The organism is Cupriavidus campinensis, assembly GCF_905397395.1.
GTDB lineage: Bacteria > Pseudomonadota > Gammaproteobacteria > Burkholderiales > Burkholderiaceae > Cupriavidus > Cupriavidus campinensis.
On record NZ_CAJPVH010000077.1, the window covers coordinates 1 to 19,239 of the forward strand.

Annotated in this window: 15 protein-coding genes; 10 read left to right on the plus strand and 5 right to left on the minus strand. The window is 68.7% G+C overall.

Going from position 1 to position 19,239, the window contains the following annotated elements; translation table 11 throughout:
- The 6 genes from KHO18_RS25740 to KHO18_RS25765 all read left to right on the plus strand — a co-directional run.
- Positions 1-1,724, plus strand: a 1,724-nt coding sequence (locus tag KHO18_RS25740) for a transglutaminase family protein (protein WP_211944126.1), incomplete at its 5' end; no start/stop codon positions are given.
- Between the two features lie 30 nt (positions 1,725-1,754).
- The gene (locus KHO18_RS25745; protein WP_211944127.1) at positions 1,755-4,319 is read left to right on the plus strand and encodes a circularly permuted type 2 ATP-grasp protein; all 2,565 of its coding nucleotides are present in this window, start codon (positions 1,755-1,757) and stop codon (positions 4,317-4,319) included.
- The gene (locus KHO18_RS25750; RefSeq protein ID WP_144202606.1) at positions 4,316-5,254 is read left to right on the plus strand and encodes a transglutaminase family protein; all 939 of its coding nucleotides are present in this window, start codon (positions 4,316-4,318) and stop codon (positions 5,252-5,254) included. The genes KHO18_RS25745 and KHO18_RS25750 overlap by 4 nt, the downstream gene beginning before the upstream one ends.
- Before the next feature lie 168 nt (positions 5,255-5,422).
- Positions 5,423-6,289, plus strand: a complete 867-nt coding sequence (locus KHO18_RS25755) for a hypothetical protein (protein ID WP_211944130.1) — start codon at positions 5,423-5,425, stop codon at positions 6,287-6,289.
- Between the two features lie 103 nt (positions 6,290-6,392).
- Positions 6,393-7,268, plus strand: coding sequence for a hypothetical protein (locus tag KHO18_RS25760; RefSeq protein WP_186296972.1), 876 nt, complete (start codon positions 6,393-6,395; stop codon positions 7,266-7,268).
- 201 nt (positions 7,269-7,469) lie between these two features.
- A complete protein-coding gene (locus KHO18_RS25765; RefSeq protein ID WP_144202598.1) occupies positions 7,470-8,579 on the plus strand; it encodes a hypothetical protein in 1,110 nt (369 codons plus the stop codon).
- Between the two features lie 108 nt (positions 8,580-8,687).
- On the opposite strand, the gene gatB is transcribed toward KHO18_RS25765, so the two are convergent.
- The 5 genes from gatB to gatC all read right to left on the minus strand — a co-directional run bounded on the left by gatB (position 8,688) and on the right by gatC (position 13,621).
- Positions 8,688-10,142: an Asp-tRNA(Asn)/Glu-tRNA(Gln) amidotransferase subunit GatB gene (gene gatB, locus KHO18_RS25770; RefSeq protein WP_144202596.1), complete on the minus strand. Its 1,455-nt coding sequence runs from the start codon at positions 10,140-10,142 to the stop codon at positions 8,688-8,690.
- Positions 10,143-10,202: 60 nt separating this feature from the next.
- Positions 10,203-11,192, minus strand: a complete 990-nt coding sequence (locus KHO18_RS25775; RefSeq protein ID WP_244845096.1) for a dienelactone hydrolase family protein — start codon at positions 11,190-11,192, stop codon at positions 10,203-10,205.
- 103 nt (positions 11,193-11,295) lie between these two features.
- Entirely contained in the window at positions 11,296-11,760 is a 465-nt protein-coding gene (locus KHO18_RS25780; RefSeq protein WP_144202592.1) for a hypothetical protein, read from the minus strand.
- On the minus strand, positions 11,760-13,259 hold the full coding sequence (gene gatA, locus KHO18_RS25785) for an Asp-tRNA(Asn)/Glu-tRNA(Gln) amidotransferase subunit GatA (protein ID WP_211944128.1): 1,500 nt from the start codon (positions 13,257-13,259) through the stop codon (positions 11,760-11,762). The genes KHO18_RS25780 and gatA overlap by 1 nt, the downstream gene beginning before the upstream one ends.
- 62 nt (positions 13,260-13,321) lie before the next feature.
- Entirely contained in the window at positions 13,322-13,621 is a 300-nt protein-coding gene (gene gatC, locus KHO18_RS25790; RefSeq protein WP_144202588.1) for an Asp-tRNA(Asn)/Glu-tRNA(Gln) amidotransferase subunit GatC, read from the minus strand.
- A 780-nt stretch (positions 13,622-14,401) separates the two neighbouring features.
- Between gatC and KHO18_RS25795 the strand changes: the two genes are divergently transcribed.
- The 4 genes from KHO18_RS25795 to mrdA form a co-directional block, all read left to right on the plus strand.
- Positions 14,402-15,445, plus strand: a complete 1,044-nt coding sequence (locus tag KHO18_RS25795) for a rod shape-determining protein (RefSeq protein ID WP_011296266.1) — start codon at positions 14,402-14,404, stop codon at positions 15,443-15,445.
- A gap of 127 nt (positions 15,446-15,572) precedes the next feature.
- Positions 15,573-16,544: a rod shape-determining protein MreC gene (gene mreC, locus KHO18_RS25800; protein WP_144202586.1), complete on the plus strand. Its 972-nt coding sequence runs from the start codon at positions 15,573-15,575 to the stop codon at positions 16,542-16,544.
- Positions 16,541-17,053 (plus strand): rod shape-determining protein MreD, encoded by a 513-nt coding sequence (gene mreD, locus KHO18_RS25805; RefSeq protein ID WP_144202584.1) that lies wholly within the window; start codon positions 16,541-16,543, stop codon positions 17,051-17,053. The genes mreC and mreD overlap by 4 nt, the downstream gene beginning before the upstream one ends.
- Positions 17,054-17,138: 85 nt before the next feature.
- On the plus strand, positions 17,139-19,239 hold a 2,101-nt coding region (gene mrdA / locus KHO18_RS25810), incomplete at its 3' end, for a penicillin-binding protein 2 (protein WP_211944129.1).

Genomic DNA, 19,239 nt, shown 5'->3' on the forward strand with positions numbered 1-19,239 from the left:
AGACCGTCGCCCCGGCACCTTCCGGGCCCGCAACACCAGCGGAGCCAGCACCCGCACCGGCCGCCACGGCCGACGCAGCGGGCCTGGCCCCGGCCTTCACCCGCCCGCCCGCGCTGGGCGAGTCGGCGGCGGACATCATCCGTACCGCGCTCTGCGTCGAAGTACGCCACCCCAGCCGCGCCGCCGGCCCGGCCGTCGAGTTGAAGTCGATGGGCGACAAGCGCGGCATCCTCTATGTCTTCATGCCGCCGCTGACCGTGCTCGAGGACTACCTCGCGCTGGTGGCCGAGGTGGAAGCCACGGCGGCCGAACTCGGCATGAAGATCGTGATGGAAGGCTACCCGCCGCCGCGCGATCCGCGCCTGAAGCTGCTCCAGGTCACCCCGGACCCGGGCGTGATCGAGGTCAACATCCATCCGGCCAGCAACTGGGCGGAACTGGTGGATCACACCGAGTTCCTCTACCAGGCCGCGCACGAGACGCACCTTTCCACCGACAAGTTCATGCTCGATGGGCGCCACACCGGCACGGGCGGCGGCAACCACTTCGTGCTCGGCGGCGCCACCCCGGCGGACAGCCCCTTCCTGCGCCGGCCCGACGTGCTGGCCAGCCTGATCGCCTACTGGCACAACCATCCGGCGCTGTCCTACCTGTTCTCGGGCCTGTTCATCGGCCCGACCAGCCAGGCGCCGCGCGTGGACGAGGCCCGTAACGACCAGCTCTACGAACTGGAGATCGCCTTCGCGGAACTGCGCCGGCAGGTGGCGCTGCACGAAGGCGCCGGCGATGGCTACACCCCGCCATGGCTGATCGACCGGGCACTGCGCAACCTGCTTGCCGATGTGACGGGTAATACGCATCGATCGGAGTTCTGCATCGACAAGCTCTATTCCCCCGATGGCGCCACGGGCCGGCTCGGCCTGCTGGAGCTGCGCGCCTTCGAAATGCCGCCGCACGCACGCATGAGCCTGGTGCAGCAACTGCTGCTGCGGGCGATGGTCGCCCGTTTCTGGCGCACGCCCTATACCGCGCGGCTCACGCGCTGGGGCACGGCGCTGCACGACCGCTTCATGCTCGGCACCTTCGTGCAGATGGATCTGGAGGACGTGCTGGCCGAGATGCGCAGCGCCGGCTTCGTGTTCGAGTCCGCGTGGTTTGCGCCGCACTTCGAGTTCCGCTTCCCGCGCGTGGGCGAGGTGGAGGCCGAGGCGGCCGGGCTCTCGCTGCAACTGCGCGCGGCGCTGGAGCCGTGGCACGTGATGGGCGAGGAGGGCGCGGCGGGCGGCACGGTGCGCTATGTCGATTCGTCGGTGGAGCGGCTGGAGGTGCGCGTGCTCGGCATGAACGAGACCCGCCATGTGGTGACGGTGAACGGCCGGACCATCCCGCTCCAGCCCACCGGCCGCGCCGGCGAGTACGTGGCCGGCGTGCGCTACCGCGCCTGGGCGCCGCCGTCGTCGCTGCATCCGACCATCGGCTCCCATGCCCCGCTGACCTTCGACGTGGTGGATACGTGGATGGATCGCAGCGTTGGGGGATGTCAGTATCATGTTTCCCACCCCGGCGGCCGTAATTACCAGACATTCCCGGTAAACGCCTACGAGGCCGAAAGCCGGCGGCTGGCCCGCTTCTTCACCATCGGCCATACGCCGGGGCGGTCCGTGGCGCCGCCGGTGGAGCGCAGCCTCGAATTCCCCTTTACGCTCGATCTGCGGCAGATATAAGCCGACACCCTCCCCCGGAGACCTCTCCCCGTGCCCTTGCAGTCGTCGCTTCCCCTCGACGGATCGGACAGCCCGGCTGCCATGGCGGGCCGGCTGGCCCTGCCCGTGCCGGACGGCCATCTGGACGAGCTGCGCCTGCCGGACGGCACGCTGCGCGCGCCCTGGGCGCGCTTCTTCGCGGAACTGGGCGAGCAGGGCGACCTCGGCAGCCTGAGCCCGGACGCGCTGGCGGCGCGCGCGGCGGCAGTGGCGCGCCAGATCCGCGACAACGGCGTGACCTACAACGTCTATGCCGACCAGGGCGGCGGCGCGCGGGCGTGGCAGCTGGAATTGCTGCCGTTCCTGATCGCCGAGGAGGACTGGGCCGTGATCGAGCGCGGCGCGGCCCAGCGCGCCACGCTCGCCAACGCGATCATGGCCGACATCTACGGCCCCCAGACGCTGCTCACGCGCGGCCTGCTGCCGCCGGGGCTGGTCTACGGCCATCCCGGCTACATGCGGCCCCTCAAGGGCTACCAGCCGCCGGGCGGCAGCTTCCTCCAGACCATGGCGATCGACCTGGTCCATACCGACGATGGCTGGACCGTCATCGCCCATCGCACGGAAACCCCGTCGGGCATGGGCTACGCGCTGGAGAACCGGCTGATCATCTCGGGCCAGTTCGCCGATGCCTTCCGCGAGATGCGCGTGCGGCGGCTGCCGCCGGCCTTCGCCCAGCTCATCTCCACGCTGGCGCATGCACCGCTGGTGGCGGGGGCGGATGAAGGGGCCTCGCTGCCGTCGAGCGGCGGGCTGCACATCGTGCTGCTGTCGCCGGGGCCGTTCAACGAGACCTACTTCGAGCACACCTTCCTGGCGCGCTACCTCGGCATCACGCTGGTGGAAGGCAAGGACCTGACCGTGCGCAACGACATGGTCTACCTGAAGACGTTCGGCGGGCTGGAGCGCGTGGACGTGATCCTGCGCCGGCTGGACGACGTGTTCTGCGACCCGCTGGAGCTGCGCAGCGACTCCACCATCGGCGTGCCGGGGCTGCTGGAGGCGATGCGGGCGGGCAACGTGATGGTGTCCAACGTGCCCGGCGCGGGGTTCCTGGAGTCGCCGGCAATCCACGGCTTCCTGCCGGGCATCGCCCGCGCGCTGCTGGATGAGACGCTGATCCTGCCCGCCGTGTCGAGCTGGTGGTGCGGCGAGGCCGCCGCGCAGGAAGAGGCCATGGCGACGCTGTCCGAGGCCTTCGTCATGCCGACCTATCCGCGTGTGCCGGGCGAGCCGCGCCTGGGCATGGAGCGCGGGCTGCAGCCGCTCGAAGACTGGCGCGCGCGCATCGCCGAGACGCCCGACCGCTACACGCTGCAGGCGCCGCTGCCGCTCTCGCACACGCCGTGCTGGGAGCCGGACGGGCGCGGCGGCGGGCGCATCGGCTCACGGGCGGCCATGCTGCGCGTGTTTGCCATCGCCGATGGCAACGGCGGCTGGCAGGTCATGCCGGGCGGGTTCATGAGACTGGCGCCGCCCCGGCTGGAGGCGGTGTCGATGCAGCTGGGCGGCACCAGCGCCGACACCTGGGTGCTCTCCAGCCAGACATCGGGCGCCGCCGAGAACCTGTACTGGGCCGGCCGCTACGCGGAGCGTGCCGAGAACACCGTGCGCCTGTGCCGGCAGATCCTCGGATCGATCGAATCGAACGACGAAACCGACGACGGCACGCTGAACATGATCGGCCAGCTGGCGCAGTGGTTCGGCCTGGTGCCGGCCCAGACGCCCTCGCCGCAGGCGTCGCTGCGGGTGTTCGAGCGCAGCCTGGTGTCCGCGCTGGCCGATCCCAGCGGCAGCGCCGGGGTGGTGCAGACGCTGGCCAGCCACGCGCGCGCGGCCAACGAGATCCGCAACCGGCTCTCGAACGATCACTGGCGCACCATCCTGGCCGCCCGCAACGACTTCCACGACGCGATGGCCGCCGCCGCGTGCCCGGCCGGCTCGGCCAGCGGCGAGGGCGCGTACGACCGCTCCCGGGTGCTGGTCGCGCTGGAGCAACTGTCGATGCAGCTCGGCGCGATCAGCGGCGCGCAGGGCGACCGCATGTCGCGCGACGAAGCGTGGCGGCTGGTGTTCATTGGCCGTCATATCGAGCGCGTCTCCACGCTGGCGCTGTTCCTGGAGGTGGCCGAGCGCAGTGGCGCGCTGCGCTCGCGCAGCGGCTTCGACCTGCTGCTGCACCTGTTCGACAGCACGCTGACCTACCGCTCGCTGTTCCCGGGCCGGACCGACGTGCCGGCGCTGGTGGACCTGCTCGTGCTGGACGCCACCAACCCGCGCGGCCTCTACGGCGTGCTGGACCGCCTGCGCGAGAAGCTGGTGCAACTGCCGACCGGCGCCACGGGCCAGGCCCGCGTGCCGCTGGCGGAACTGCTGCCGCCGGCCAGCGCGCTGCCGTCGCGCACGGTGCTGTGCGCCACTGATGACGAGGGCCGCCATGCCACGCTGGCCGCGCTGTGCGACCAGCTCGGCGCGCGCATGGCCAAGCTGTCCGACGAAATCGGCGGCCGCTACTTCAGCCATGCCGGCGTGGCGCCGGAAACGGACCTGCCATGAGCGTGAATCCAGTGCCCGCCACCAAGCCCGCGGCCGCCCCGGCGCCCGAGGCGCCGTCCACCCTGAGCGTGCACCACGTCACCACCTACCAGTACGCCTGGCCCGTGGAGCACGCGCAGCAGCGCGCCGTGGTCACGCCGCCGTCCTACCCGTGGCAGGCCGTGAGCGCGCACTGCACCGACATCGATCCGCCGCCCTCGCACCAGCACGTGCGCACCGATGCCTTCGGCAACAACGTGCTGCATTTCATGCTCGACGTGCCGCACGAGACCATGCAGCTGACCACGGCCAGCACGGTCACGCTGACGCCGCGCTGGGCCAGGCTCGACCCGGCCCGCAGCCCGCCGTGGGAGCAGGCCGCGCAACGGCTGCGCTACCGCGCCGGCCAGCCGTTCGACCCCGAGGCCGAGTTCGTCTTCGCCTCGCCCAATGTGGCGCTGCACGCGGACCTGCGCGACTACGCCCGGCGCAGCTTCACGCCCGGGGTGAGCGTGGTGGCCGGCGCCATCGACCTGATGCACCGCATCCACGCCGATTTCGAGTATCACGCCGAGATTACCGAGGTCCACACACCCGCGCTGGAGGCCTTCGCGCTGCGCAGCGGCGTGTGCCAGGACTTCGCCCAGGTGATGATCGGCTGCCTGCGCTCGCTCGGGCTGCCCGGGCGCTATGTCAGCGGCTATCTCCGCACCGATCCGCCGCCGGGCGAGCCGCGCCTGCTGGGCGCCGATGCCTCCCATGCGTGGGCCGGCGTCTGGTGCCCCGGGAACGGCTGGGTCGATCTCGACCCGACCAACGACATGCTGGCCGACACCCGCCACGTCACCCTGGCCATCGCGCGCGACTACAGCGACGTGCCCCTGCTGCACGGCGTCATCGTGGGCGGGGGCGAGCACACGGTGGAGGTGGAGGTGAGCGTGGTGCCGGTGGAGTGATCGGCGGCGCCCGCCGATCCATGGTCTTCCGAAGGGCGGCTTGCGAGGATGGTCGCGTCCCGCCGATCCATGTACTTATGGAGAGGGACCGCGGAACATGGTGACGTCCTGGACGTTGTGGCGCCATGATGCCCGCCGTCCACCAACGGCACCTTACGGAGAACTGCAATGACCCATCGCACCGAGATCGAAGCAAGGAGAAATCTTCCGGGGAGGGACTTGCAGGGTGTGTATGTCACCCTGCAACAATTCAATGCGCTACGGAAACGGGTTGACGCCATTGCGCTGACAGAAGACGGCATTGCGTACTTCACAGTCAACAGCACCGGTCCGGATAGTCAGGCCAATGGCAACGAGTCGGTGGCGATTGCCAGCGGTGCCTCCGCAAATTCCGAAAAATCTGTTGCAGTCGGCTACCTGGCTACCGGATCTGGCCAGGGCTCGGTGTGTGTGGGGGCGTATTCCCTAGCCAGCGAAACGTGCAGCACCTCCATAGGCTTTGACACGCTCGCTCAGGCTTATGGAGCGGTTGCGATCGGGTCTGCCGCGATAGTGGACCCCCTTGGTAACAAGGGGATCAGTATCGGCAACACAGCCATCGTTGCCGGTGATTCAGCCTTGGCCATCGGCGCGAGTGCCACTGCGAGCGGCGAGCAGAGTGTGGCGATAGGCGCTGGTTCCACGACCGATCGCGCGCAGACGGTGTCCGTAGGCAATGACAGCGCGCTCCGCTTCATCGCCCGTGTTGCGGCGGGGCAGGAGGATGATGATGTCGCCACAGTCGGCCAGTTGAAGGAGGCTGGCCTGCCCGTGAATGCGCGCGGCGAAGTGGAGCGTGCGCTGGTGCTGTACGACGACAGGAACAAGACGAGGCTGACGCTGCCGTTGGTAAGGGTGTCGGGATTGCGCCCCGCTGAACTGAGCGCGCAGAGCACGGAAGCGGTAACGGGCAGCCAGCTCTTCAAGGCAAATCAGCGGCTGGTCGAACTCGAGGCGCGCTTCGCGGCGCTGGAGCGTGCTGTGCGCGACAGGTAGTCGTGCAGGAATGGCCCCGGGTGGCTTGAGCACATGGTGCGGTCACACGGCATTCTTACTCAGGATGGGGCGCTGTCCGCCGCGGCAGCTGACGGAGAACGCAATGAGCAATCAGACTGATGTCCAGACTAGGGCCAACGCCTCGGACAGGGACCGCCCGGGCCAGTATGTCACCCTGCAACAGTTCAATGCGCTACGGGAACGGGTTGACGCCATTGCGCTGAAAGACGACGGCATGATGTATTTGGCAGTCAACAGCACCGGTCCGGCTAGTCAGGCCAATGGCATCGAGTCGGTGGCGATTGCCAGCGGTGCCGAGGTGGATTCCGAGGAATGCGTCGCTGTCGGCTACCTGGCGGGAACAATCAGCGCGGACTATCCGGGCTCGGTGTATGTGGGTGCGTATGCCCAAGGATATGCATTATCCGCCGCTGCCATGGGCTATTACACCTTTACCAACGCTTATGGAGCGGTTGCGGCCGGGTTTCTGGCGACGGTGAGCGCCAGTGGCAACAAGGGGATTGCTATCGGCGATCTGGCCCTCGTTGACAGTGATTCAGCAGTGGCCATCGGCGCGAGTGCGAGCGTGAATGGCGCCCAGAGTGTGGCGCTGGGTTGCGCTTCCACGACCGATCGCGCGCAGACAGTATCTGTCGGCAATGACAGCACCCGTCGCTTCATCGCACGGGTTGCGGCGGGGCAGGAGGAGGATGATGCCGCCACGGTCGGCCAGTTGAAGGAGGCGGGCCTGTCCGTGAATGCGCGCGGGGAAGTGGAGAGTGCGCTGGTGCTCTACGACGACAGGAGCAAGACCCGGCTTACGCTGCAATCGGCAAAAGTTGCGGGGTTGCGACCCGCTGAGCAGAGCCTGCAGAGCACGGATGCGGTGGCAGGCAGCCAGCTCTTCCAGACAAACCAGCAGCTGGTTGAACTCGAGGCGCGCCTCGCGGTGCTGGAGCGTGCGGTGCGCCACAGGTAGTGCGGGCGGCAACCGTTCGTGGGCGGGGTGAGCACACGGTGGAGGTGGAGGTGGAGGTGGAGGTGAGCGTGGTGCCGGTGGAGTGAGCGCCGTCGGGGCGATCCATGTACTTCCGGAAAGGGGGTAGCGACCATGGCGACGGCATGGGCAGCGTATGCGCCCGTGCCGTGGTGCTGATCAACCCGATTCCAGGAGCCCTTCATGGCAATGTCTCAGACTGATCTCGAAGCAGGGAACAATCCATCGTCCGCCAACGGTAATGGCGGGAATAGCGGTGGCGGTGGCGGTGGTGCGCCCTACCTGGCCTATGACGACAAGAGCAAGAGCCGCGCTACGCTGCCATCGACACTGGTGACGGGGCTACGGCCCGGCGAGGTGAGCCAGGGCAGCAGCGACGCCGTCACCGGCGGCCAGCTGGCCGAGACGGCGGCCCAAGTCGCTGGCAATGCCCAGGACATCGCCGCGCTGTCGCAGACCGTGGAGAACCTCGCCACGGGCAAGACCGGGCTCAAGTATGTGCAGGTGAACGCCACCGGGGCGGCGGCTTCGGCAGCCGGCAGCAACGCCATCGCCATTGGCGCGGATACCGTGGCTACCGGGGGCGGCAGCGTCGTGCTCGGCCAGGGGGCTACGGTCAGCGAGTCAGGCCCGGGTGTGGCCATCGGCTTGAATGCCCGTGCCGATGTCGCCTCGCGAGACCCCGTGGACGCGGGCTCGGTGGCGCTGGGCTGCAATACGTATGCCTTTGGCAGCCGCTCTGTCGCCATCGGCGAAAAAGCGCAGGCCGCCTACGCGTGGAGCGTCGCCATCGGCGGCAATGCCGTGGCGTCCGGCGCGGACAGCTTCCAGGTGGGCGGCACCACGGCGGTGGGGATGGCCGCGGTGGCGTCCGGCCACAAAAGCGTGGCGCTGGGCCAGCGATCGGAAGCCTCCGGCGCGACGGCGATCGCCGTGGGGCCGATGGCGCAGGCCACCAATACCGGCGCGGTCGCCGTGGGCACCGACGCCGTCGCCAGCACCGAGTTCGCGGTGGCGCTCGGGCACGGCAGCCGCGCGGCGGCCGCGCACGGCGTGGCGCTCGGCACGGCCTCGTACTGCGACCGCGACCTGACGGTCTCGGTCGGCACCAACACCCTGCAGCGCCAGATCATCAACGTCGCGCCGGGCACCGCGCCGACCGACGCGGCCACCGTGGGGCAACTGAGCGCGCCCATCGCCCAGATGCAGGAAGCCCTCGCCTCGCGCGAGCGCCGCCTGCACGACCTCGAGGCGCGCATCGTGGCGCTGGAGCGGGCGCTGCGGGGCGCTTAGGGGTGCTTAGGGGTGCTCAGGGGCGCTCAGGGGCGCCCAACAAAAAAGCCGGCCGCTTGCGCGGACCGGCTTCTTTCGTCAGAGGGTTCGGATGACGCCGAGGGCGGGTCAGCCGAGCTTTTTCTTGAGCAGTTCGTTGACCTGGGCCGGGTTGGCCTTGCCCTTGGTGGCCTTCATGGCCTGGCCGACCAGTGCGTTGAACGCCTTTTCCTTGCCGGCGCGGAACTCTTCGACGGACTTGGCGTTGGCGGCCAGCACGTCGTCGATGATCTTCTCGAGTTCGCCGGTGTCGGACATCTGCTTGAGGCCCTTGGCGGCGATGATCGCGTCGGCGTCGCCGCCGGACTCGCCGGCCCACATCGCCGGGAAGACGTCCTTCTTGGCGGTGTTGTTGGACACCGTGCCGTCGGCGATGCGTGCCAGCAGCTTGGCCAGTTGCGCCGGGCGCACCGGGGCGTCGTCGATGGCCATGCCTTCGCGGTTCAGTTGCGACGCCACGTCGCCCATCAGCCAGTTGGCCGCCGGCTTGGCGCTGGCCACGCCGGCCTCGGTCACCACGGCCTCGAAGTAGGCGGCGAGGGATTTGGTGGCCGTGAGCGTGCTTGCATCGTAGGCGGAGAGGCCGTACTGCGAGACGAAGCGCGCCTGCATCGCCACCGGCAGCTCGGGCAGGCCGGCGCGCACGCGCTCGACCCACTCGCTGTCGATCTCGAGCGGCATCAGGTCCGGATCGGGGAAGTAGCGGTAGTCGTGCGCGTCTTCCTTGGTGCGCATCGCGCGCGTCTCACCGGTGTCCGGGTCGAACAGCACGGTGGCCTGGACGATCTTGCGGCCGTCCTCGATCTCGTTGATCTGCCACTGCACTTCGTAGTCGATGGCCTGCTGGAGGAAGCGGAACGAGTTCAGGTTCTTGATTTCGCGGCGGGTGCCGAATTCCTTCTGGCCGACCGGGCGCACGGAGACGTTGGCGTCGCACCGGAAGCTGCCTTCCTGCATGTTGCCGTCGCAGATGCCCAGCCATACCACGAGCGAGTGCAGGGCCTTGGCGTAGGCCACGGCCTCGGCCGAGCTGCGCATGTCCGGCTCCGTCACGATCTCCAGCAGCGGCGTGCCGGCGCGGTTCAGGTCGATGCCGGTCATGCCGGCGAAGTCCTCATGCAGCGACTTGCCCGCATCCTCCTCGAGGTGGGCGCGGGTCAGGTTCACGGTCTTCTCGTAGACGCCCTGCCGTCCTTCCACCTGGATCGTGATGGTGCCGCCCTGCACGACCGGAATCTCGTACTGGCTGATCTGGTAGCCCTTCGGCAGGTCAGGGTAGAAGTAGTTCTTGCGCGCGAAGATGCTGCGCGGCGCGATATGAGCGCCGATGGCCAGCCCGAACTCGATGGCGCGCTCGACGGCGCCCTTGTTCAGCACGGGCAGCACGCCCGGCAGCGCCAGGTCCACGGGCGAGGCCTGCGTGTTGGCTTCGGCCCCGAACGCGGTGGAGGTGCCGGAAAAAATCTTCGAGGCGGTGGAGAGCTGCGTATGCGTCTCCAGGCCGATCACCACTTCCCATTGCATGGCGGTATTCCTGGTTTAAGTCTTCTGTTCTGTTCTATATAGGGCCGGACCCGGCGTTCTTCAGGGCGCCGGGTTCAACAGCCACGAATCGAGTTGGGCGAGCGCGGCTACGCGCGCCAGGGCGTCGCCGCCGCTGGCGGTATCGGCGCCCGGGGTGCGCCGGGGCGCGTCGCGCCGGCCGTGCAGCTCGCTGGTGCCGTCGAAGCCATGATAGGCGCCCGGGTAGATCTCGAGCCGGAAGCGCGCATCGGGCTGGCGCGCCAGCACGGCGTTCTGGAGCATCGCGCAGCGGGTGGCCGGGGTCCAGTCGTCCGCGCCGCCAATCATCATCAGCACCGGCGCGCGCAGCTTGAAATTGTGCTGCCGCACCACGCGCTTGCAGGCCGGGTAGAAGGCCACGGCGCGCTCCACGGCAGGCGTGCCGGCCGGCCACGGGCGGCTGGCGTCGATGGCGGCCAGCACTGCCTGCGCGCCGTTCGACCAGCCCAGCAGCACGATGCGGCGCGGGTCCACGCCGGGCTGGCGCGCCACCCAGCGCAGCGCGGCCAGGGCGTCGGCGCGGCGGGTCTTGTCGTCGATGCCGCGTGCGTCCGGCGTATCACCGCAGCCGCTGGTGATGCGCCCGCGCGGGCCGAAGCTGTCCGGCATCAGCACGGCGTAGCCGCGCTCGGTCAGCCAGTGCGCGTACTCGCGGTAGCGGGCCTGCATGGTGCCGGCCGGATTGAGGATTTCGTCGATGGAACCCGTGCGCCGCGCCACGCGGTGCGTGTCTTCGAGCCCGCCGCAGCCGTGCAGCGCTATCACCACCGGCAGCGGCTGCGCCCGTGGATGGCCGCTGTCGCGCGGCAGGAACCAGTAGGCCGGCAATGTTGGCATGCCGGCATCGCCGGCCAGCCGCACGCGCTGGACGATGGGCGCGGGGGCGGCCGGCGTGGACGTGGCCGCGGAAGCTGCCACCGAAGCCGCCACCGCCGGCGCGCTGGAAGCCGAGATCGGCGCTTGCGGCGCCGAGACCGTGCTCCACGCCGGCACCGCGCTCACCGTCATCATCGCCAGTCCCGCGCGCAGCCAGCGCCGCACCCGAGGCATAACCCCGGGCATAACCCCGGCGGCGAAGGAGGAGAGTGGGCGGCGTGGCGGCATGGGGGAGACGTTATCGCGTGCGCGCGCAGGCGCCCGTGTCCGGTTCGAACATCACCGGCCACGCTTCCTCATAGATGCCGGGCGTGCAGTGCGACTGGCAGCTCGCATGCGCCAGCGTCACGCGGCGCGGGTCCTGCCAGACCATCAGCTTGCAGGCGCTGCCATCGTTGGCGCGCAACTCGATATGTGGCTTCTTGCGCACCTGACGAAATTCGGCCAGGTTGAAGCTGCACGAGCCGCGCTTGCCGACCCACAGCTTCCACTGCAACTGCTGCACGGCGTTGTCTGCCACGCGCAGCTGGGCGTCCTCGCGGAAACCGTCCTCCTCGGTGCGGCGGCAGTCGCCGTTCAGGTCGATGTCGCGCGCGGCGATGGGCGTGGAGCGCCCGCCGAACGGCAGCGAGCAGCCGGCCAGCACCACCGCGAGGGCCATCGCGGCGAAGAGGCGTAGCAGGCGCTTGTCGTGCATCGTCATCAGGCCGGGCGGCGCAGGTGCCAGTCGGTGGCCTGCTGGAACGCATGGGCCACCTGCAGCAGGCGCGCTTCATCGAAATAGTTGCCGATCAGTTGCAGGCCCACGGGCATGTTGTCCTGCCCCGTGCCGCACGGCACGCTCATGCCGGGCAGGCCGGCGAGGCTGGTGGAGAGCGTGAAGATGTCGGCCAGGTACATCTGCACCGGGTCGGCGGTCTTCTCGCCGAGCTTCCACGCCACCGTGGGCGCCACCGGGCCCATGATCACGTCGCACTGGCTGAAGGCGCGCTGGAAATCGTCGGCAATGATGCGGCGGATCTTCTGCGCCTGCAGGTAATAGGCGTCGTAATAGCCGTGGGACAGCACGTAGGTGCCCACCAGGATGCGGCGCTTGACCTCGGCACCGAAGCCTTCGGCGCGGGACTTCTTGTACATGTCGAGCAGGTCGCCGTACTCGGCTGCGCGGTGGCCGTAGCGCACGCCGTCGAAGCGCGACAGGTTGCTCGACGCCTCGGCCGGCGCGATCACGTAGTACACCGGGATCGACAGTTCGGTCTTGGGCAGGGTCACGTCGACCAGCGTCGCGCCGAGCTTCTCGTACTCGGCCAGCGCGCCGCGCACGGCGGCTTGCACATCGGCGGACAGGCCCGCGCCAAAGTACTCGCGCGGCAGGCCGATGCGCAGGCCGGCCAGTGGCTTGTCGGCGCTGGCGCCGGCGCGCGGCTGGCCCAGATGGCGCGTGAAGTCCTCGTCCACGCCGCCCTGGGCGGGCGTGAGGCTGGTGGAATCCTTCGGATCGAAACCGGCCATGGCGTTGAGCAGCAGCGCGCAGTCCTCGGCCGAGCGGGCCATCGGGCCGCCCTGGTCGAGCGACGAGGCGAACGCGATCATGCCGTAGCGCGAGACGCGGCCGTAGGTTGGCTTGATGCCGGTGATGCCCGAGAACGACGCCGGCTGGCGGATCGAGCCGCCGGTGTCGGTGCCGGTGGCGGCCGGGGCCAGGCCCGCAGCCACGGCGGCGGCGGAACCGCCCGAGGAACCGCCCGGCACGCGCTGCTTGTCCCACGGGTTGCGCACGGGGCCGAAGTACGAGTTCTCGTTCGACGAACCCATCGCGAATTCGTCCATGTTGGTCTTGCCCAGCGTGACCATGCCGGCGGCGGCCAGGCGCTCCACCACGGTGGCGTCGAACGGGCTCGGATAGCCGGCCAGCATCTTCGAGCCGGCCGTGGAGGCCCAGCCGCGCGTCACGAAGACGTCCTTGTGGGCGATGGGCACGCCGGTCAGCGGCGCGGCCTGGCCCTGGGCGCGGCGCGCATCGGCGGCGCGGGCCTGGGCCAGGGTGAGGTCGGGGTTGACGTCTACAAAGGCGTTCAGGTCGCGCGCGGCGTCGATGCGGGCGAGGTAGTCGCGTGCGAGTTCCTCGGCGGAAACGGTGCGCGCCGCCAGGGCATCGGCGATCTGGCGCAGGGAAGTCACGGAATCAGCGGAAAAGGACATGTCGGTCTGGTGTCTGCGGTGGCGGTCAGGGGCGGCGGCGGGCCGGGCTGGTGGCCCGGGCGTCACTCGATGACCTTCGGCACCAGGTAGAGGCCGCGCGCGGTGGCCGGGGCCGGGCGCTGGTAGTCTTCGCGGCGGTCGGTCTCGGTCACGACATCCTCGCGCAGGCGCTGGGCGATGTCGCGCACGGCGGAGAGCGGGTGGGCCAGCGGTTCGATGCCGGTGGTGTCCACCGCCTGCATCTGCTCCACCAGCGAGAAGAAGTTGTTCAGTTGGGCGAGTGTCTGCGCGGCCTCGGCATCGCTGGTTTCGATGCGGGCCAGATGCGCGATGCGCTTGACGTCGGAGAGTGCGAGAGCCATGGCGTGATGCGGCGCGGGCGCCGGGTTCAGTCCATCGGACTGGAGATGTGCGGTCGGGTGGCGGGCAGGACGCCCGGTGCGGGGTCCGGGGGCGCCCCGGGGATCGTTTCGTTACAAGTTTTTCCGGGCGCTGACGCCCCGAAACAGCGTGGATTATAAGGTATCATTACGCGTTGCAGGCCTCCCGCAACGCGGACTTCACATGGCGCGCCAAATGGCGGGGTCCAGGCAGGTCGCGGGTCACTCCGGCGCATGCGCCGGTGATGTCGTCGCCACTGCCGGCACGCACCATAAGTGCCGGGCAGGGCGGTCGGGCGGGGCACGCGGCGCGCGAGCGTCGCAAGACTGCAACAGACTGCAAGAGCAGGCAGGAAACGCGATTGGCGAACGATAAAGGCACGGCCCGGCGGCAAGTCCGCGATTAGCAGCCGGTTTTCATCGCAGTTTCACACTTCACAATCAGGTTCCTCCGATTAGGCTTCTGCCATCGTCAGGCGATTTTCCGACCTGTCCGGCGCATCTGGCGGCGAACTTTCGCGCAGAGTCTAATCAAAGGTTCCCGTAGGTCCGGCGTGCAGGCTGCGCCGGTTGCGGATCGCCGATGACCGGGCGGGCATGCGCCCCTCGCCGTCGGCACCGGGGCGTACCGGCTTGCCGGTACGGGCCGCAGCGCACCGGGGGAACCGTGAACCATCACCCTTGCAAACGTATACCTGGCCGGGCCGAACACGGCGCCGGCCGTTTCGCATACTCGCGAACCAACAAAAGACAGGATTCCTGATGTTCGGATTTCTCCGCAGCTATTTCTCCAACGACCTGGCCATCGACCTGGGCACCGCCAACACGCTGATCTATATGCGCGACAAGGGCATCGTCCTGGACGAACCGTCGGTCGTGGCCATCCGTCAGGAAGGCGGCCCCAACGCCAAGAAGACGATCCAGGCGGTTGGCAAGGAAGCCAAGCAGATGCTGGGCAAGGTGCCGGGCAATATCGAGGCCATCCGCCCGATGAAGGACGGCGTGATCGCCGACTTCACCGTGACCGAGCAGATGCTCAAGCAGTTCATCAAGATGGTCCATGACTCGAAGCTGCTGCGCCCGAGCCCCCGGATCATCATCTGCGTGCCGTGCGGCTCCACCCAGGTGGAACGCCGCGCCATCCGCGAATCGGCGCTGGGCGCCGGCGCCAGCCAGGTGTACCTGATCGAGGAGCCGATGTCGGCCGCGATCGGCGCCGGGCTGCCGGTGTCGGAGCCGTCGGGCTCGATGGTGGTGGATATCGGCGGCGGCACCACCGAGGTGGGCATCATCTCGCTGGGCGGCATGGTCTACAAGGGTTCGGTGCGCGTGGGCGGCGACAAGTTCGACGAAGCCATCGTCAACTACATCCGCCGCAACTACGGCATGCTGATCGGCGAGCAGACCGCCGAAGCCATCAAGAAGGAAATCGGCTCGGCATTCCCGGGTTCCGAAGTGCGCGAGATGGAAGTCAAGGGCCGCAACCTGTCCGAAGGCATTCCGCGCGCGTTCACGGTTTCGTCGAACGAAATCCTCGAAGCCCTGACCGATCCGCTGAACCAGATCGTGTCCGCCGTGAAGATCGCCCTCGAGCAGACGCCCCCGGAACTGGGTGCGGACATCGCCGAGCGCGGCATGATGCTGACCGGTGGCGGCGCGCTGCTGCGCGACCTGGACCGCCTGCTGGCCGAGGAAACCGGCCTGCCGGTGCTGGTGGCCGAAGACCCGCTGACCTGCGTGGTGCGCGGCTCCGGCATGGCGCTCGAGCGCATGGACAAGCTCGGCAGCATCTTCTCGTACGAGTAAGAACAGGAACCGCAACGTGGCGACACGCGGCATGCCGGCCCCCGCAGGCTGCGCCGGTGCGTGCGCCACGAGATTTCCGCCCTCTCCCGCCGCCCCCGGCGGGATGACTTCGCCTGCGCACGGGTAAATGGATTACTCCCCACCGCCGCTCTTCAAGCAAGGCACGTCCGCCGTGGCGCGGCTGGTCATCTTCGTGACCATCGCGCTGACGCTGCTCGTGGTCGATGCCCGCTTCGACGCCATGCGCGTCGCACGCCAGGTTGCCGCCACCGTGCTGATGCCGGTGGAACGCGTGGTCCTGGTGCCGCGCGACGCGCTGCGCGGCGTCTTTGACTACGCCCAGTCGTCCGTGACGTTGGCCAACGAGAACCGCGAGCTGCGCCGCAGCGCCGTGGAGCAGGCCAGCGCCGCCGTGCGCCAGGCCCAGCTCGAGGCCGAGAACAACCAGCTGCGCAAGCTGCTGAATCTGACCCAGCAATCGGCCACGCCGGTGGTGGCGGCCGAGATCCTCTATGACGCCCGCGACCCGTACAGCCAGCGCATCGTGATCGACCGGGGCAGCGTGCAGGGCCTGCGCGCCGGCTATCCGGTGATCGACGAACGCGGCGTGATCGGCCAGATCACGCGGGTCTCGCCGCTCCAGTCCGAGGTGACGCTGCTGACCGACAAGGACCAGGCGATTCCGGTCCAGGTGGTGCGTAACGGGCTGCGCAGCGTGGCCTTCGGCGGCTCGCGCGCCGGGCAGCTCGACCTGCGCTTCATGGCGGCCTCGGCCGATCTTCAGCAAGGCGACCTTCTCGTCACATCTGGTCTGGACGGTACCTATCCGCCCGGCCTGCCGGTGGCGAAGATCGCCCATATCGAACGCAAGGCCGATACGGCCTTCTCGCGCGTGTATTGCGAGCCGGTGGCTGGCGTGCGCTCGCACCGGCAGTTGCTGGTGGTGCGCTACGAGTCCGGGCTGGGCCCGCGTCCGCAGGACGAGGACAAGCCGCAGAAGGCCGAGCGCGGCGCGCGTTCGGCGGCGGCCCGCGCCGGTGCCGAGAAGTCGGCGGAGAAAAACGGCGAAAAACCTGCCGCCACGGAGCCCGCACGGTGACCAATCCCCACTATCTGCTGCGCCCGGTCAACCCCGCGTTCATCGCGGTGACGTTCATCGTCGCGTTCCTGTTCAACCTGATGCCGTGGGGCACCACGCTCTGGATTCCGGACATGGTGGCGTTGGTGCTGGTGTTCTGGAACATCCACCAGCCGCGCAAGGTCGGCATGGGTGTGGCGTTCCTGCTGGGCCTGCTGATGGATGTGCACGATGCCCGCCTGCTGGGCGAGCACGCCATGGCCTACACACTGCTGGCCTACTTCGCCATCACGATCCACCGCCGCGTGCTGTGGTTCTCCGTCTATACCCAGGCGCTGCATGTGCTGCCGCTGCTGTTTATCGTCCACGCCGTGCCGGTGGTGATCCGCCTGGCCATGGGCGCGCCCCTGCCGGGCTGGCAGCTGCTGCTGGCGCCCTGCATCGAGGCGCTGCTGTGGCCGCTGGCCACCAGTGTGCTGTTGGCGCCACAGCGGCGTTCGCATGACGTCGACGAAACCAGACCGATTTAGCCGATTCAGCCTTCCCGGGCCGGATCTATCTATATAGAGCCGTCCGGGCCACCGCCCACGCCGAACCCGCAGCCGCAGTACCGCCATGACCGAAATCCGCAACGTCGAACTGGAAATCGGCCGCTTCCGCATCCGCGTGGCGGCCGCTGCCCTGTTTACGGTGATCTGCTTCGGGCTGCTGTTCACCCGCTTCCTGTGGCTCCAGTGGTACAAGCACGACCAGTACTCGGCCAAGGCGGAGGACAACCGGATCTCCGTGGCGCCGATCGAGCCCAATCGCGGCATCATCATGGACCGCAACGGCGTGATCCTGGCGCGCAACTACTCGGCCTACACGCTGGAAATCACGCCGTCGAAGCTGACCGATACGCTCGACAATACAATTGAGGCGCTTTCATCACTTGTAGATATCCAGCCGCGTGACCGCCGCCGCTTCAAGCGGCTGCTGGAGGAGTCGCGCAGCTTCGAAAGCCTGCCGATCCGCAGCCAGCTGTCCGACGAGGAAGTGGCCAAGTTCTCCGCCCAGCGTTTCCGCTTTCCCGGCGTGGACGTGCGCGCACGGCTGTTCCGCCAGTACCCGCTCGGCGAGTCGGCCAGCCACGTGATTGGTTATCTGGGGCGCATTTCGCAGCGCGACCAGGAACGCATCGATGCGATGGACGAGGCCAACGACGCCGAGGGCGCCAAGTACGATCCGCGCAAGGACGCCGACAACTACAAAGGCACCAACTACATCGGCAAGATCGGCCTGGAGCAGAGCTACGAGGCCGAACTGCACGGGCTGACCGGCTTCGAGGAAGTGGAAGTGAGCGCGGGCGGGCGGCCGATCCGCACGCTGTCCACCTCGCCGGCCACGCCGGGCAACAACCTGATCCTGTCGCTGGACATCCGCCTCCAGCAGCTGGCCGAGCAGCTGTTTGGCGACCGGCGCGGCGCGCTGGTGGCGATCGAGCCGGCCACGGGCGACATCCTGGCCTTCGTCTCCAAGCCTACCTACGACCCGAACCTGTTCGTGGAAGGCATCGACTCGAAGACCTGGGACGAACTCAACAGCTCGCCGGACAAGCCGCTGCTGAACCGCCCGCTGCGCGGCACCTATCCGCCCGGCTCCACCTACAAGCCGTTCATGGCGCTGGCGGCGCTGACCATGGGCAAGCGCACGGCCGCCTGGGGCATGCACGACCCGGGCTTCTTCACGCTGGGCAACCATACCTTCCGCGACGACAAGCCGGGCGGCCACGGCTGGGTGGACATGCAGACCTCGATCGTGCAGTCCTGCGACACCTATTACTACGCGCTGGCGCGCGACATGGGCGTCAACGGCATCCACGACTTCATGAAGCCGCTTGGCTTCGGGCAGATCACGGGCATCGACATCGAGGGCGAAAGCCGCGGCATCCTGCCGTCCACCGAGTGGAAGCGCAAGGCGTACCGCAAGCCCGAGCAGCAGAAGTGGTATGACGGCGAGACCATCTCGCTGGGCATCGGGCAGGGCTACAACAGCTTCACGATCCTGCAGCTGGCCAATGCGGTGTCGATCATCGTCAACAACGGCGCGGTGATGAAGCCTCACCTGGTGAAGGCGGTGGAGGATTCGGTCACGCGCCAGCGTACGCTGACCGTGCCCAAGGAAAGCTATCGGATTCCGCTCAAGCAGGCCGATATCGACGTGATCAAGAAGGCCATGGTGGCCGTGACGCACTCGGGCACCGCCGCGCGCGTGTTCGCGGGCGCGGCCTATGAATCGGCCGGCAAGACCGGCACGGCGCAGACCTACACGCTGGCCAAGGGCGAGAAGTACAACCACCATGCGCTGGAGGAGCGCAAGCGCGACCACTCGCTCTATACGGCCTTCGCCCCGGCGGACAACCCGAAGATCGCGCTGGCGCTGATCGTCGAGAACGCCGGCTTCGGCGCGGCTGTGGCGGCGCCGATCGCCCGCAAGGTGATGGATTACTACCTGGTCGGCAAGTGGCCCGAGGAGCTGCAGGCCAGCGCGCCGCCGCCGGCCGAGCGCGAGCGCGCAGGCGGCAAGCCGCCGGTGGATACGCCAAGCGTGTTCACCACCGGCCTGACGGCCAACGCCGCGACGGCCACGGTAATGGCCAACGCGCCGGCGGGCGCGGCCTCGGGTGCGGACGCCAGCGCTGCCGGTGCGGCGAGTGCTGCACTTGTCGGGGCTTCCG